Annotated in this window: 12 protein-coding genes; all 12 read left to right on the top strand. The window is 45.6% G+C overall.

Annotated features, from left to right (window positions below):
- The first annotated feature begins 5 nt into the window (after window positions 1-5).
- Window positions 6-1370: an ABC transporter substrate-binding protein gene (locus BK120_RS36055; RefSeq protein WP_076269435.1), complete on the top strand. Its 1365-nt coding sequence runs from the start codon at window positions 6-8 to the stop codon at window positions 1368-1370.
- Window positions 1371-1395: 25 nt separating this feature from the next.
- A complete protein-coding gene (gene lepB / locus BK120_RS20865; protein ID WP_076269436.1) occupies window positions 1396-1974 on the top strand; it encodes a signal peptidase I in 579 nt (192 codons plus the stop codon).
- Between the two features lie 448 nt (window positions 1975-2422).
- Window positions 2423-3349, top strand: coding sequence for an ABC transporter permease (locus BK120_RS20870; protein ID WP_076269604.1), 927 nt, complete (start codon window positions 2423-2425; stop codon window positions 3347-3349).
- A 34-nt stretch (window positions 3350-3383) separates the two neighbouring features.
- Window positions 3384-4268 carry a carbohydrate ABC transporter permease gene (locus tag BK120_RS20875; protein WP_076269437.1) on the top strand — a complete coding sequence of 295 codons (885 nt, stop codon included), beginning with the start codon at window positions 3384-3386 and terminating at the stop codon, window positions 4266-4268.
- A 56-nt stretch (window positions 4269-4324) separates the two neighbouring features.
- Complete coding sequence (locus BK120_RS20880) at window positions 4325-5881, top strand: extracellular solute-binding protein (RefSeq protein WP_076269438.1); 1557 nt, start codon at window positions 4325-4327, stop codon at window positions 5879-5881.
- Between the two features lie 273 nt (window positions 5882-6154).
- Window positions 6155-8323, top strand: a complete 2169-nt coding sequence (locus BK120_RS20890; protein ID WP_256710971.1) for a carbohydrate-binding protein — start codon at window positions 6155-6157, stop codon at window positions 8321-8323.
- Between the two features lie 98 nt (window positions 8324-8421).
- Window positions 8422-9084: an HAD family hydrolase gene (locus BK120_RS20895; protein ID WP_179089845.1), complete on the top strand. Its 663-nt coding sequence runs from the start codon at window positions 8422-8424 to the stop codon at window positions 9082-9084.
- 97 nt (window positions 9085-9181) lie between these two features.
- Complete coding sequence (locus BK120_RS20900) at window positions 9182-10291, top strand: GntR family transcriptional regulator (protein ID WP_076269439.1); 1110 nt, start codon at window positions 9182-9184, stop codon at window positions 10289-10291.
- A gap of 293 nt (window positions 10292-10584) precedes the next feature.
- Window positions 10585-11907: an ABC transporter substrate-binding protein gene (locus BK120_RS20905; RefSeq protein ID WP_076269440.1), complete on the top strand. Its 1323-nt coding sequence runs from the start codon at window positions 10585-10587 to the stop codon at window positions 11905-11907.
- Window positions 11908-11974: 67 nt separating this feature from the next.
- Window positions 11975-12859, top strand: coding sequence for a carbohydrate ABC transporter permease (locus BK120_RS20910; RefSeq protein WP_076269441.1), 885 nt, complete (start codon window positions 11975-11977; stop codon window positions 12857-12859).
- Between the two features lie 5 nt (window positions 12860-12864).
- Window positions 12865-13689, top strand: coding sequence for a carbohydrate ABC transporter permease (locus BK120_RS20915; protein WP_076269442.1), 825 nt, complete (start codon window positions 12865-12867; stop codon window positions 13687-13689).
- A gap of 38 nt (window positions 13690-13727) precedes the next feature.
- Window positions 13728-16760, top strand: coding sequence for an alpha-mannosidase (locus tag BK120_RS20920; RefSeq protein ID WP_256710972.1), 3033 nt, complete (start codon window positions 13728-13730; stop codon window positions 16758-16760).
- Window positions 16761-16827: the final 67 nt, after the last annotated feature.

Consider the following 16827-nt stretch of genomic DNA (forward strand, 5'->3'; position numbering starts at 1 on the left):
TAATCTTGATAAACAAACGTAAACAAACATTTGTTATAAGTTTACTCCTGATGTTTATGCTAGTTCTAACCTCTTGCACGTTTAAAGGCTGGGATGGCGAGAATGCGGCAGAGGGATCAAATCGTGGTCAAGAAGGGCAATATTCAGGCAACACACCAGTTACGCTTAAGCTTCTGACCTGGGGAGGAGAGACGTATAAGGAGCTGTACGAAAAATTCAATGCCAAATATCCATGGATTACGATTGAGCCCATACAAATCGTGGGCGGCGATGACGAAATCATGAATCAAATTATTGCATTGGAGGCGGCAGGCACACCAGCTGATCTGACTTGGGTTGTTGGTGATTTGCTTCGTTATGAACAAAGCGGCCTGCTCGAAAATTTAAAGCCGTACATGGATGAAGATGCTTCCTTCCAAGGCAAGGTGCTGCCCGATGGATACTTTGATACGATGGCCTTTAATGGCCGCAGGCTTGCTGTGCCGTTCGTCGATGTTCCGATGTGGATTATTGTAAATAAAGATTTATTGGCTAAACATGGCATAGGTATGCCTTCAAATAATTGGAGCTTTGATGATTTGCGTGATATTGCAAAACGTGTCACGGACCCTGCAGCAGGGGAATATGGCCTCACTACGAACAGTGACTTTGTGATGCGCTTGCTGCCGATGAAAGCTGCAGCGGATGGGCATGCGCCTAATTTGGCTTACCTAAATGATCGATTGACCCAAAGCTTGCTAAGCACGCCGGATGTGATGGCGGATGTGCGCTGGCTGACTGAATTTGTCACCAAGGATGGGTCTATGCTCTCTTGGGCAGATTCCAAAGCACAAGGCGATGTGGTTAAGCAATTCATAAATGGTAAAACAGCGTTTGACATTGCCGGGGATTGGCTGCTTCCGACACTGCAAAAAGAGGCTGAATTTAACTGGGATATACTTCCCTTTCCGAGAGGGCAGGTCAACCAATACTCCTTCCATATTTACGGTCCGCTTGCAATGCTGAGCGGATCGAAGCATAAAGAAGAAGCATATAAATGGATTAGTTTTCAATTCGAGATGGAAGCGCAGAAATGGAAAATCGAGAAGGGAGCGAATGCTTCCGTTATAGATCCGGAGCTGACAGCTTATATTGATGAGGTTCCCTTATGGCAAGGGAAAAATATCGAAGCCGTGAAGATGACCAAGGATAACAGCCTCGTATTGCCCGGCGCCACGATACCCGGTTTTTCGGAGTACAACTGGATCAATGTTATTAATGATATCGTATTTCAAGGTGCCGACATTAACCGTATTATTCCAGAGACAGAGGCATGGAACAAAAAAACGCTGGAGCTGCGGGAGCATTGGAAGCGGAATCGTGATAAGTGAGAGCAGGCAGCGGAGGGGATGTTTGATGAGGACGAGATGGAAGGTTATGTTTATTGTTTTCTCGGGCGTCGTAATGATCATGGGTGGCTGTAGTAAGTCCATTACGGATACGGCTACAGAGAAGAGAATAGAGTTCATTCAAAACCCGGATTCCTCATTGACGAAGGTAAAAGTAGAAACGGATGGCATGCTGTCAGAGCTCGGTTATACGCATCCCCATCCATTTGCTTTAAACAATGAGGTGTTGGTTGATTTGAATTATTATAAGGAAAATCAAGTATCTCGCGGGGATATTACCTTATTCCAAGTTAAAAAAGATAAACAAGCGACGGATATAGCAAGAGTTGTTGGGCTTCCTGGTGAGGCGGTTCAGGTTAAAAAAGGGCAGGTTTATATTAATGGGAATAAACTGGATACCTTTTACGGCAGCGATCCTTCTTCCGATAAAAATGATTCTATGAATAAGCCATTGCAGCTAAAGGAGAATGAGTATTTTATATTGGCGGATGTACGTTGGCGAGGATTCCATGACAGCCAATCAGCGAGTGCTTTTGCCAAAGAGGAAATAGTAGGTAAAGTAGTCGGCTATGAGAACAAACGTTAAGCAGCAAAGTTGGTTAGGAAAGTAACCAAGAGTAATGGGAGCTATGACGTTCTTGATGAACAAAGCTACAAATGGATACAAAGCTTAATTGGTAAAAACGAAGGAAGAAGTCTGTTACTTCGTTATGTGCATGTAGAGATCACCGGTTGTTTAGGTGGTCTTTTTTTGTTTGAACTCGTATGCATAAAGAATATTTGCGGCGTCTCGGCGAGGTGGAAATGGAGCTGTAAGCACGTATGTGTTCTTACAGCTCGAGAAAGGACTTGGTTTGTTGTCGGTAAGCGCAAATATGCACTTATTGAGTAGATGAGGCGTCTGATCGAGGTGGAAAAGGAGCTTTATGCATAGGAGGATAATCTTAAACCACAAAGTATAAGATTGGCTCATAGTAAGCCCAGGCGGGCTCCCTTAGAATAAAAGTATCACATCAATGGAAGGGAAATCGATTATGAAATCTAATGGAGTCATTCGGGAATTACTTAGAAATCGAACGCTGCTGCTCATGTTCCTGCCCGTCGCGACGCTCCTTTTTCTCTTTAACTATTTGCCGCTTGCAGGTCTAGTCATCGCCTTCAAAGACTTTGACTTTGCTAAAGGAATTTTCGGAAGCGATTGGATGCACCCGCTGCTGAATAACTTTGATTATTTGTTCTCTTCTCCGACCGCTTTTCGGGCGATGAGAAACACGATACTGTTAAACGCATTGTTTATTACAGTCGGGCTCATTTTTGAAGTAGGGTTTGCCTTGCTGCTCAATGAGATTAGAAACAAATATTTTAAAAGAGTTACGCAGTCGTTAACCTTTCTTCCTTTCTTTATTTCGTGGATCGTAGTCGGAGTGTTCGCTTACAACTTAATGAACTTTGAGAGTGGAGCGATTAATCGTGTGTTAGAGACGATAGGCTTGCAGCCGATTGATTTCTACAGCGAAGCCGGATTATGGCCGCTCATTCTAACGATAGCGGTTCGCTGGAAGGTTACCGGATACGGCACAATCATTTATTTGGCGGCATTAACGTCCATCGACAATTCGTATTATGAAGCAGCGTCCATCGACGGTGCGACAAGATGGCAGCAAATCCGTTTTATCAGCATTCCGATGCTACGGCCAACGATCATTATCTTAACCTTGCTGGCTGTTGGCAGAATCATGAACGCCGATTTTGGAATGTTTTACGCAATGGTCGGCGATGCTTCTCTCTTATTTCCTACAACTGACGTTATTGACACGTTTGTTTATCGCAGCTTGCGCAAATCAGGGGATATCGGCATGGCATCTGCGGCGGGCTTCCTCCAGTCGTTCATCGCATTCGTGCTCATTATCGGCAGCAATTACGCGGCACGCAAAATAGACAAAGACTCGGCTATTTTCTAAAAACGTCCATTCACATCAAGGGAGGATCATCTGCATGCATCTGAAGAGATTTTCAATTTCACAATTTATTATCATTATAGCGATCTCCTTGTTCAGTCTGTCCTGCTTGTTTCCATTCATTATGGTCATTTCAGGCTCGTTAAGCACGGAGAAGGACATTATGGATTATGGGTACACGCTATGGCCAAAGAGCATTACTTTCGATTCTTATCGCATTTTATTTCTAGGCTCTAATCGCATTATTGATGCGTATGGTGTAAGTCTTCTCGTTACGGTAGCAGGAACAATACTATCCTTGCTCGTAACGAGCATGGGCGCATACGTAATGGCGAGACGGTCATTCAAGTATAGAAACATTTTGTCTATCTACGTCATTATAACAATGCTGTTTAATGGCGGATTAGTACCTTGGTACATCATTTGCGTGAGATATTTGGATCTAAAAGATACACTTTGGGCGCTTATTTTACCGATGCTCGCTAATGCATTCAATATGTTCCTCATTCGCAATTTTATGTTATCCATACCCGAGGATATGAATGAATCGGCCAAAATGGACGGCGCGGGCGACTTTAAAATCTTTTATCGCCTCATTGCACCGCTTTCCTTGCCTGTACTTGCAACCGTCGGTTTATTCGTAGCACTGAGTTACTGGAATGATTGGTTTCTAGGTCTCATGTTTGTCGATAAGCAGGAGCTCCAACCGCTGCAGCTGCTGCTGCGAACGCTCATCTCCAACGTGGAATTTCTGAAGAGCTCGAGCAATGCATCCGCTATGCAGCGAATATCAGCGCAAATTCCTTCGGAATCGATCAAGATGGCGCTTACGGTCGTTACCATAGGCCCTATCATTTTCTTGTATCCGTTCGTTCAACGTTTTTTTGTCAAAGGTTTGATGGTGGGCGCAGTAAAAGGATGACTATCTCGGCTTCAGCCGTGTAGTATATAAAACATAAGCTAAGGGGAGAGGTTCAGATGCAGAAAAGCATAACAAAAATGCCGCTATTTATTGCTGTCATTATGCTGCTAAGCGTTATTCTAGCAGCATGCAGCTCAAGCAACAGCAATACGCCAAGCAATAATGGGAAGGCGACTAATGCGCCAACTGGCGGAACCGAAGAAGTGAAGCAAGAGGATGAGGTTACGCTGAAGTTTTATTTTGGCGGTGATAAAAAAGCGGCTACGGATGAGGTTTGGTCCAAAGTTAGCGAATATGTGAAAGCGAAAGGTCTTAACGTGAAGTTCGATATTAACTTCATTCCGTTTGGCGACTTCAAAGAAAAGATGCTCGTTATGGCCGCATCCGGCGACAACTGGGATATGAACTTTGACGGCGACTGGCTTTCGTACAAGCAGATGGCTGCAAAAGGTTCATACATGGCATTAAACGATCTGCTGCCGGAATTTGCTCCTAACTTGCACAAGAAATATGAGGAGCAGGGTACACTTGCTGCTGCAACGGTAAACGGCAATATCGTAGGTCTTCCATGGACGATGAAAATGAATGAGCGTAAATTTACTGGCTGGCGCTCTGATCTTGTTGAGAAAGCGGGACTTGATATTCCAGCAGGCTCAATCAAAACGATTGAGGATGTCGACAGACTATTGCGCGAATTGAAAAAAGCGTACCCGAACGAAAGAATTTCCCGGACGCCGCCGGTATCCCTCATTATGATTCGTGATGAGTGGGTAGATCTTAACTTCCACGGCCTTGGCTTCTATTTAAGCGATGATAAAATTACGATTAAAGCGGTTGAGCAGCAACCATTCTACCTAGAGGCTGCAAAGCTGGCTAAAGTTTGGTATGACGATAATTTGATTAACCGTGATGCGATGATCGATAAGTCAGACGAAGCAGCAGAGTGGAGAAATGGCAAAAAGCTGTTCACTGTAACATCGCATGAATGGGTAAGTGCTAATCCTGGTTTCTCTGATCCGTCGTTCAAGATGGAATCGGCAGAGCTTTATCCTGACAAAAGATTCGTTAACCGTACGGCTCTTGCCAATGTCGTTGCCATTAACCGTAACTCCAAAAATCCAGAACGAGTGCTTCGTTTCTTGGATATGATGGAAACCGACAAAACGTTGTATGACCTTGTGCAATACGGTATTGAAGGCAAAACCTATGTATTGAACGGGGAAACGGCTGAATATCCGGAAGGCATGGAAACAACGACGAGCAACTATATGGAGTGGGGCGGACAATGGGCATTCTGGAAGCCGCAATTCATGCGTCCGACGATGACATACGGAACGGATTTCTGGCTGAAGGAAGCTGAATTTGCAAGCAAGCCTAATAACGTCAACTCGCCAATCGACGGCCTGTTTATCGCTGAAGATAATATGAAAAACGAGATTGCAAAGCGTGATACAGCAAACGATGAGCTGAACAGACCGATAGAGTTTGGCGTGGTGAAGGATGTCGAGAAGGCAGTTGCTGCTTATATCGAAACGCAAAAGAAAAATGGACTTGATGTCATCATCGCTGAAACTCAAAGACAAATTGATGAGTTTCTTGCGAAGAAAAAATAAAGTGTGACGAATGAGAAGCCGACCTTATGTAGAGGAAGGCTTCTCATTTGACAACGATTGAAAGCGGATACATTGGATGAGTATGAAAGAAGCTGCTGCGAAACGGCAGTTCTCTTGTATCGCATTTACAACCAGCAGCCTTAAAACGCGAGCCTGGTCCCCCGGGGGACCAGGCTTTTTTCGATACCCCAGAAGCATTGAAGGAGGTGGTAGGATCGAATAAATAGGGATTGGAGCAGCCGCTGTATCATCCATTTTTTGAGGAGGGAATTTATGCTGGTTAAAGGAAGAAGACAGGTTTACGTCATCCTATTGCTTGTTCTGGTTCTTATTTCAACGCAGCTCTCGTTATCACCATCCATGGTATCGGCAGCTGGCAATTTGGCGATGAACAAAAGTGTAACGGAAAGCAACCACACTCAGAACTATGTAGCTTCAAACGCAACGGATGGCAATCAAGCAAGCTATTGGGAGGGAGCTGCAAGCAGTTATCCGAACTGGATTAGGGTCGATTTGGGCAGCAGCCAAGCCGTCAATCAAGTGGTTCTTAAGCTGCCGCTTGCTTGGGGTGACCGTACGCAAACCTTATCTGTGCAGACTAGCAGCGATGATGTTAACTACAACACCATTGTTGCTTCTGCGGCCTATACTTATCAATCTGGTACAAATGCGGTCACCATCAACTTTACAAGCACCAATGCGCGTTATGTCAAAATAAATGTGACGGCCAATACTGGAGCGACTGGCGGACAAATATCGGAGCTTGAGGTGTATGGACCAGTTGTGGCAACGCCAACGCCTTCACCGAGTGCGACGACAGTTCCAACAGCTACACCTGCTCCAACAGCTGCGCCAGGCTCGATATCAGCTTTTGTTCAAACGGCAGCTTCCGCCTTTAACAGTCAATTCGGCACGCAATTGGAAAACTCCAGTGAAGGCGGTCAAAATGTCGCTTATGTGGACAACGGGGATTACCTTGTATTTAACAATGTGAACTTCGGGAGCGGAGCCTCATCGGTTGCGCTGCGTGTGGCAAGCCAAACAACCGGCGGCAATGTTGAAATTAGACTGGACAGCTTAAGCGGCACGCTGGCAGGTACCTGCGCGGTAACGACTACGGGCGGCTGGCAGTCATGGACAACCAAAAACTGTTCCATTAACACAATAAGCGGAGTCCATAATCTATATTTAAAATTTACTGGAGGAGCAGGTAATCTGTTTAATATCAATTGGTTTAAATTTGCTGCTGCCGCAATTGGCGGCGATGTAGTCGGAAAGGTGTTTGCTGGCTACCAGGGCTGGTTTACCGCTGGGGGTGACGGATCACCTCTAAACAACTGGACACATTGGTCCAAAAACAATAATAATCTGACAGCGAATTCCAACGTAAACTTCGAGATGTATCCGGATTTAAGAGAGTATACGAAGCTGTATCAAACGAACTTAGGCAATTTAGGCAACGGTCAGCCAGCCAAGCTGTTCTCCTCTTATGATCAAGAAACGGTGAACAAGCATTTTGAATGGATGCAGACGTACAACATTAGCGGCGCAGCGCTGCAAAGGTTCGGGGCGGATGCAAACTATGCGCCCAACAATTGGAATCAGAACCGCGACAGCGTAGCTGTGAAGGTGAAAAATGCTGCAGAAACCTATAACCGCAAATTTTATGTGATGTACGACATTACGGATCTCAATCCAAGCCAGTGGGTCAATGCGGTCAAAAATGATTTTACCAACAATGTTGTTGGCACGATGAATTTAACCTCATCCACTGCCTATGCCAAGCAGGACGGTAAGCTGGTCATTTGTATTTGGGGGATCGGGTTTACCGATCGGCCGGGAACAGCAGCGGAATCCGCAGACCTAATCGCTTGGTTCAAGAACCAAGGCTATTATGTGATCGGCGGCGTTCCTACTCATTGGCGAAATGGGGATAATGATTCGAAGCCTGGATTCCTCGATGTGTACAAATCACTTGATATGCTGTCGCCTTGGTTTGTCGGTCGGTTCAGCCAGCTAGCGGGCGCTGATCATTACAAGACGAATCAGTGGGCGCCGGATTTCGCATTTACTCAGCAGAATGGCATCGTATATCAGCCCGTGATTTGGCCGGGTTTTGCATGGAAAAACATGAAAAACGGTCCCGTCAACGAGATTCCTAGGCTGCATGGCGATTTCATGTGGCGACAGGCTTACAATTTAAAAAGTTTAGGCATCAATACAGGTTATATTGCGATGTTTGATGAATATGACGAGGCGACAGCGATTGCCAAAGCCGCAGAGAACAGTTCGATGATTCCGAACAATCAATATTTCCTTACGCTCGATGCGGATGGCGTAGCCGTATCCTCTGATTTCTATTTGCGGTTGACTGGCGATATTGCCCGTCTTTTCAATAATGAAATCCCATTAACCGCAAATCATCCGACCAGCCATCAGTAAACATTCACAGCTTTAAATGAAAAAGGCGTTCCCCTAGCGGGATCGCTTTTTTCATGATTATAATAGAGAGAGTTAGTAGTAGGAGAGGAGAGATTGTTTTGAACAACATTAAACATATTATTTTTGACTTTGATGGTACACTGGCTGATACTTGGCCGGTGATGTATCAAGTGATTTCAGGTGTATTCCAGAGATATGATGGCAGGCAAGTGTTGATTGAGGATATGTACGCATTGGCAGGGCCGACGGAGCTTCAAATTATTGAACAGCATCTGAACAATCGCGAGCAAGTGGAAGCAGCCATAACCGAATATGTAGCTGAATACGAGCAGCGTCATGACGAGCTCGTAGAGCGAAATACGGAAATAGCAGATTTGCTAGTCTCATTGCGGCAATCAGGCATCGGTATTGCCATGTTCACAGGCAAATCGCGGCGTACGCTCGATATTTCGCTGGACAAGCTGGGCTGGGAGGTTAGCTTCGACAAGATTGTAACGGGCGATGATGTGGAGAAGCGCAAGCCATCAGCGGAAGGGATCCATCTTATATTGAACGAGCTTGGTTGGGCAAAGGAAGAAACTATTTTTGTCGGCGACAGCAACGATGATATGCTGGCAGGTCAAGAAGCTGGAATACGTACATTTGCTGCTCAGTGGATGGCTGTCGTGCAGGATAAAGATTATCGCGTCTTGCCGGAGCGGATTTTTAACGAGGTGGAAGCGTTCAAGCAGTTTGTACTTGAGCAAGTAGAGAAAGTATAAATAGCAGCTTCTTATACAACTGTAGCAGTTGTCGATTGACACAGATGATACAAATGGAATATAGTCATGGTATTCTTAGTCGCAAGAAAGGAATGCCATGTCAAACTATCCCTATACCCGAATTAAAGATGATATTAAGCAGCGCGTGTTGGAAGGAGAATGGCTTGCGGAGATGCGTTTGCCCTCCAGCCGCAGCTTTGCGCAGGCATATAACTCCAGTGTAAATACAGTAGAGAAAGCAATAAAAGAACTGTGCGCGGAGGGGCTTCTCAAAAGAGACAATCGCAGAGGAACCTTTATTGAGAATGGTGTTGTATCTCCACTCGGTCAGAACAGATCTGGGCTTGTAGCCGCCTCTGTCATTGGAATAGAAAATCCGCTATGGGCTACTGCATTAAGAGGAATTGAGGATGTACTTCATCTGCACGGCTATCACCTTCTCAGCTATAGCGATGACCGAAGCCTCGATAAGCTGGAGGCACTCGTTAAAGGCGCTGTAGCTAAAGGGGTTGATGGTGTCATCTTAAGTCCTATTTATGACAAGCATCATGAGGAGCGCAATCAGCGTCTGTACCGTTTGCTGGCGAGCAGCAAAATTAAGGTTGTTTTCCTTGACCGGCATTTATATAACAGCAACATCCCCTTCGTTACGAGTGATAATGTCGCGGGCGCATACAATTTGACGAAGATGCTCATTGAAAAGGGGCATCGCCGAATTGCGTTTATTCGCAACTCGGACTTGAGTACGTTTAATGAACGGCTGCTCGGTGTGAAGCAGGCGTTTATTGATTCAGGCCTTTCGTTTGATTCTGACTTAGATATGCTGATACCGACCGAATTTGAAAACTTTGAAGAGGAATTTGAGTCATTCAGCAGTAAAATAGCGGAGAAGCTTAACAAGACGCCATGTACAGCTGTTTTCGCTGCGAATGATCAAATTGCAGAATCGGTCATTTCGGCGATGACACAGCTTGAGCTGCGTTTCCCTGAGGATTTATCGCTTGTGACCTATGATGCATTAAATCTTAACCGCAAGCTGAAGCTGAATGTTACGGGCGTTAATCAACCGTTTTATGACATGGGACGAACGGCAGCAAACCAGCTTATGAATCTGCTGGAGGGCAAAGAGCATCTATCCGTGCTCGGTCAAATCTGCAAAGCTGAAATTAATGAAGGCAGCTCTATTATGCCAGTGAAGCTCACATAAACAGAAATATGATGGGCCATTGTCGTTCGCGACAGTGGTCTTTTTTTGTATTAACTGTATCAAAATAATAATATATTAAAGTAAACTATTGACACAGATAACGTTTGGAACTAATATAACGTTATAAAAGTAATACAGATTAATTGTGTTTGTATTACTTTTATGATACAGAAACAAAATATTCGGTCATTAACACGTACGACAGTATGAATCAACCATCGATTGTAAGCGTTATCGGACAGATCGGGGACGAGACGCTGACGATAAACAAATGTACAAGGGGGATTTAACAAATGAGAAGACGGTTCGGCAAGCTGGCAATTATATTATTAATTACGGTTTTAATGGCGGTTCTGAGTGCTGGCTGTGGAAGCAATTCGAATGATAAGGGCAATGCTGGAAATGAAAGCGCTGGCAACAAAAATGCCGCATCTGGAAAAACCGAGAAGCTTGTCTATTACGGATTCTCAGAGTGGGTTACCGATCCTAATTTTGCACCGGTGTTTGATGAGCTGAAAGCGAAGTTTGCGAAAGAAAATCCAGGCTTTGAGGTGGAATTCCAAAGTGACCCTTGGGGAACTTGGGAAACGAAGTACAAGGTTATGTTCGCAAGCGGCAACGCGCCCGATGTATTTATCGTAAACAATCCGGACTTCCCCACCTTTGCTAACTCCGGTTATTTGCTAGATTTGGGCGAGCAGCTTAGTGAAGAGGCATTCAAGGACTTTTTCCCTGGCATCTTGTCCATGTATACGTGGAACGGCAAGCATATGGCTTTGCCCTATACGACGGATGCTAGGGTGCTGTGGTACAACAAAGAGCTATTTAAACAAGCGGGTCTTGATCCCGAGAAGCCGCCAGCAACATGGGCAGAGCTGAAGGACTATGCTTTGAAAATTGCAGATGCAACAGACGCAGCAGGTTTCGGAATGGATTTAGGCCTGAAAGAGTTTCCAGCGCAAAGCTTGTTCACTGCATCAAGCGGAACCATTATAAATGTGGATGGCAGCGGCAGCATCACTCCGAATGTCAATACCGCGGAGTTCAAGGACTATCTTCAATTATTAAAGGACATGGGACCTGCTTATGAAGCTGATTTTGCTACACTGGATCATCTGAAGGTGGCTACTTTGTTCGCACAGCAAAAGGTGGGCATGGTGCTTGCTGGAACTTGGGTAACGGATCAGAACCCAGATTTGAAGGGCGCTGCATTTTACGGTCAATCACTCGTTCCAAAATACAATGCCAGCGCTCCGGACGGCTCATTCGGCGGTGGTTTCGGAATCGGAATATCAGCGAAAAGCAAACATCCCGAGCAAGCGATTAAACTAGCGCAAATGCTGACCTCAGTCGATTTCAATGCACGCACGATGAGCGATGTGCCAGCCAACAATGCATCGCTTGCTGTATCTAAATTCGCAACCGATCCCGCTTACAAAATTTTTATGGATCAAATCAAATTTGCTAGACAATCTCAGCCGAAGACACTTTTCTACAAAGAAATTGACTCCGCTATATACGATACGGTGTCTAAAGTACTGATAGGCAATGAAGCCATTGATGGGGAGATCAGCAAGCTTGAAACGAAAATAAAAGAAATTTCGACTCAAAAATAATTGGCGGGGCAGATGAATAAACATTCGTCTGCCCTAACTCCTAATCGATGAACCTGGAGGCATCAAGATGATTCGTAAACGGCTTTTTCGACATTCGGTTCCCTATTTATATCTGCTGCCCTCGTTAGTCATTATTATGAGCCTGCTGACGTATCCGCTGCTTTACAATCTTTATGTCAGCGTGCATCGCTGGCAGTTAAGCAGACCTGACAAACCTTTTATCGGGCTTGATAATTTCACAGCCATTGTAAAAGATGATATTTTCCAAACGGTATTGTGGACGACGGTTAGCTGGACTTTGATTGGCGTGCTGCTGCAAATGGCAATTGGCTTGATAAGCGCTCTGTACGTGGATGAGAGAAGGCGAAGCAAAGGGGCGCTCAGATCGCTGCTGCTGCTTCCGTGGGTATTGCCCGGTGTGGTCACTGCACTGATGTGGAGCTGGATGCTGCAATCAGACATGGGGATTATAAATGAGCTGTTAAAAATCTTTCATATTACGAGCGAAAATATTTCTTGGTTAGGCTCTGATCATATGGCGCTTGGCACTTTGATTTTCGTAAATACATGGAAAGCTTTCCCGTTTTGGTTTCTTATGCTGCTTGCAGGCTTGCAGGATATTCCGAATGAGCAGGTGGAGGCGGCTCGTATTGACGGAGCGCGTTGGTTTGGCATTGTAAGGTATATCAAAATACCGCATCTAAAGCCCATTATAGGGGCCACGGGTGTCATTACGACCATTTGGACGCTCAATTATTTTGATCTCATATGGGTAACGACAAAGGGCGGACCAATGGATTCAACCTCTACGCTGCCCATTTATACCTACCGCCTAGCATTCGAATTTTTTGATTTTGGCAAATCATCGGCTATGGCGCTTATTAGTTTGGTCATTATCGGTATCGTTTGCTTGCCTTATATGCGAGCTATGCTGAAGTCTATTAAGGAGTGACATAAGTGAAAGGGATTCGTCTTGGAGGTCACATACTATTATTTATTGTCATTGCTGTCATCATCTTGTTTCCCTTATATTGGCTGCTTGCGACTTCAGTTAAGCCGTCTGCCGAAATTTTTGCCGCACCACCAACGCTGTTTCCTGAACAATTGAACTGGGATCATTACCGCAGCGTTTTCCGTGATTCAGAAATTGTTGTGTATTTTATAAATTCGATGCTGATTACGGCTGTAACAGTATTTATTGTGCTGATTATTGCAAGTCTCGCTGCGTACAGCATGACCCGTTATACATTCAGAGGAAAGCTAACTTACTTTACCGTCATTTTGTTTGCACAAGTCATGCCGCTTACGACATTAATCGTTCCGTTATACATCCTGTGGGGCAAGCTGGAGCTGCTGAATACATATACCAGCATCATTTTGACCTATTGTGCGATTTTGCTGCCGATGGCGATATGGTTGTTAACCGGTTATTTCAAGGGTATTCCGAAGGATATTGACGAAGCCGCAACCATCGATGGCTGCTCCTCATTCGGAATTTTAGTGCGGATGATTTTACCGCTTGCGCAGTCCGGGCTCGTTGCTGTCGGGTTAACCGTCTGTATAACGGTATGGCAGGAAATTATGGTTGCGATGACGTTTGTAAGCTCAGATGCCATGAGAACGCTGCCTGCGGGCATCAATACTTTTATAACAAAATCGGGCATTCAATGGGGCCCCCTTACGGCCTCGGGCATTGTGACCACACTGCCGGTTCTTATTATCTTTATTATTTTCCAGAAGGCGCTCGTTAAAGGACTTACCGCAGGTGCGACAAAAGGTTAGGCCCCCGAGTGCCCATCAAGAAAAACGAGGAGTTTATTATGCAACCGAAAGAATGGCTGTACCATATTGAGAAATGGCTAAAGGAGAAAGAGCAGTATTTGTATCGTCATATTGCACCTCTGTCATTCGAATATTTACCTGCCGATTGCCGGCTGTCGTACGAGGAGGCGCTTCAAGGACATTACGTCCAATTGGAACCGGGCACCGAGTGGGGCGAGAAATGGCATTATGGCTGGTTTAAAGCAAGCGTGCGTTGTCCACTAGAGGCAGCAGGAGAACGTGTGGAGCTGCAGCTGGCGCTTGGCGGAGAAAGCACAATATATGTAAATGGCAAACTCGCAGGCGCTTATGATTTGCAGCATCATTCCCTTACTTTGACAAGAGAAGCTTTTGGCGGACAATGTTTTGAGGTTGTGGCCGAGGCGTATGCAGGGCATGACCGTGATCTTCCGATTTACGGACAGTCGTTTTTGACGATTCTTAATGAAGAGCTATATCAATTTTTTATTGATCTGAATGTGCTGCTCCAGCTTCGAGCGGTCCTCCCGCCAAGCTCATTAAGGGTTTCCGAGCTTGATCAAGCCTTCTTAAAGCTGATTGCATTCATGAATTGGGGTTTGGAAGGCGAAGAGCTGACGAAGCAGGCGATACAAGGCAGGGTGATCATGAAGCCTTTGCTTGATTGTGTGAACGGTTCAACCGTACCGAAGCTGTATATGATGGGGCAATCCCATTTGGATATCGCTTGGCTGTGGCCGATCGAGGAGACAAAACGCAAGATTGCCCGTACGATGTCTAATCAGCTAAGTTTGCTCGATGAATATCCGGAATATCGTTATGTGCAAAGCCAGCCTTACTTGTTTCAATTAGCAAAGGATTTATATCCGGAGTTGTACGATCGAATAAAGCGTTATGTAGCGGAAGGAAGAATTATTCCCGAAGGCGGCATGTGGGTTGAGCCGGATACGAATATTCCGAGCGGTGAGAGTTTAATCCGTCAGTTTTTGTACGGCGAACGTTTTTTTAGAGAAGAATTTGGCGTAACTAATGAAATGCTTTGGCTGCCTGATGTATTTGGCTATTCCGGCAATCTGCCTCAAATTATGAAAAAATGCGGAATCAACTATTTTGCATCGATAAAAATGTATCAAACCTATGATAATATTACGGACCCCTTTCCGTTTAATACGTTTACGTGGGTAGGCATAGACGGCTCAGCAGTGCCCGTGCATCTGCTTGATTATGGTCCATTCCCAAATCCGGCTGATGTGAAATACGCCAGCTTCCAGTGGGAAGAGAGAGTGCAAAAGGAAGGGATCTCCACGCGACTGGTGCAATTCGGCTATGGAGACGGAGGCGGCGGGGCAAACCGCGATGACCTCGAGTTTCTGCGACGGATGGCTAATCTCGAAGGAATACCGCAAACCGTCATTTCTTCCCCCATCGAATACTTTGAGGATTTGCAGCGAAGAGGCATGCCGGATGCTCATTATGTAGGCGAGCTCTATTATCCGGCGCATCGCGGGACACTTACCTCGCAGGCTAAGATGAAGCGGGGCAATCGTAAAAGCGAGATTGCGCTTCGTGAAGCAGAACTGTGGGCCGCTGCCGCTTATTTAAGGGGACGCGCAACCTATCCGAAGAAGCTGCTCGATGAGGCATGGCGCAAGCTGCTGCTCCTGCAATTTCATGATATTTTACCGGGGACATCCATCACGAGAGTGCATGAGGAAGCGGAGGCTGATTTCGAAGAACTGCTGCAATTGGCGGCAGAACTAGGCCAAGCAGCTGCATCTGCGCTCACGGATGGGTCCAATGATGGCATAACCTACTTTAATTCACTGCCTTGGGTTCGGACAGCACTCATTGAGCTGCCAGACAACTATGTTGGCGCACGGAATTCTGAAGGGGAATTACTAGACCTTCAGCTTTATGGGGATAAGAAAGTTGCTAAAGTGGTCATTCCCGCGATGAGCCATCTCTCTGTCATGCCAGATGAAGCAGGAGAGATAAGCGAAGGAGTCAGAGCAACCTCGAACAGTCTAGAAAACGAGTGCTTAAAAATGACCTTTAATGATTACGGTGAAATCACAAGTTTGTTCGATAAGGAAACGAATGAGGAATGGGCAAGCGGCTTAAGCAATCAATTTCTGCTTTACCGTGATCAGCCTTCTAATTATGATGCATGGGAAATTGATCGCAGATATGCGGACTCTGTCATTATTTTGAGGGAGCCTGCGAAAATGACGGTCAGCACTCAGGGGGCTCTGTTTGCTGAAATTCAGCTGAAGCGTACGATCAATGAATCTGTTATTTTGCAAAAAATTCGTTTGGAGCGCGGCAGCAGAAGGGTTGATTTTCGTACAAAGGTAGATTGGAGAGAGAAGCATAAGCTGCTTAAAGTAGGCTTCAAGGTTAATCTCCACGCTTCTGAGATGATGAATGAAATTCAGTTCGGTTATGTGAAACGGCCCAATCACCATTCACGCCCGCATGATGCTGATCGTTTTGAAGTGAGCCAGCACAAATGGTCGTCAATCGTGGAAGGGGATCGCGTATTTTCTTTACTCAACGATGGCAAATACGGGCTGAACGCTTGCGGCAAGGAAATGAATTTGACCCTGCTTCGCTCGCCGACCTGGCCGGATGATCGGGCAGATGAAGGTCAGCATGAATTCACCTATGCGCTTCATGTTTGGAACAACGGCTTTATGAGCAGCCCAGTCATACGCGAGGCTTATGAACTCAACTGTCCGGTGCTTGCCGCTGCTGGACAGGCCGAACCTGCCGCTGCGCTTCTGACATGCGATCAGCCTAATATTATGATTGACACGATTAAGCTTAATGAGGGTGACTTGGATGATTGGATTGCTCGAATATATGAAGCGAAAGGAGCCTCAACTCGCTGCTCCGTACAATCCGGATTCGAGCTAGCATCGGCATGTGAAACCGACATGCTGGAGGAGCAGCCCATTCGCACGCTTGAAATCATACCTGGCTCTAATACCATTCTGTTATCCTTTAAGCCTTTTGAGGTGAAGACGATTCGTTTCAGAACTATCCTTCATTAAAGTAATCCATGCAGCACTCGCTCTTCTAGCAGGAGCGAGAAGCTGCTTAGGATATAACGCTGTGTAA

It is taken from the genome of Paenibacillus sp. FSL A5-0031, assembly GCF_001956295.1.
Lineage (GTDB): Bacteria > Bacillota > Bacilli > Paenibacillales > Paenibacillaceae > Pristimantibacillus.